Below are 484 nucleotides of genomic sequence, written 5' to 3'. Positions count from 1 at the left end.
TCGATCGTGTCACCTTTCACGCTCACGGTGGTCTCGGCGACGCGGTCGGTGTCGAACAGCTTCCCGTCGAGGATCACGTGCGACCAGCCGTCGGCGGCGACCCGGCGCAGCGCGTCGTGCAGGGTGGGTGTCTGCGCCGCCAGGACCCGCACGGCCTCGGCAACGTACCGGTAGGCCGTAGCCCGCGAGACCCCGAACCCCGCCCCGAGGGTGGTCTTGTCCTCACCCTTGCGAAACCACACCAACACCAGGATCGCCTGGTAGAAGCACGTCAGCGCACGGGTTCCCGGTCGGGTGCCCACCGCCCGACGCTCGGCACGAAGCAGCCGCGCCACGTGCTGTACGAGTTCCCTGGGCACGTCGAGCCTGGCAGAATAGGCGATCACGTGGAGCCCTCTCGAAGACTGGATTCTGTCGCAAGAACCTGTCTATCGATGGCTCCACGCCCATATCCAACACCGTCCGATATGGACGTTACGCCCGT

General features: G+C 66.3%; 1 protein-coding gene. It reads right to left on the bottom strand.

What is annotated here, in order from left to right; genetic code table 11:
- Positions 1–386: helix-turn-helix domain-containing protein (locus ACNAW0_RS30645; protein WP_416291523.1), on the bottom strand; the 386-nt coding region annotated here is incomplete at its 3' end.
- Positions 387–484 lie beyond the last annotated feature (98 nt).

Source organism: Micromonospora sp. SL1-18 (genome assembly GCF_047921505.1).
Lineage (GTDB): Bacteria > Actinomycetota > Actinomycetes > Mycobacteriales > Micromonosporaceae > Micromonospora.
The sequence above is the reverse complement of the archived record's forward strand: the minus strand, read 5'-3'. Positions and strand labels throughout refer to the sequence as shown.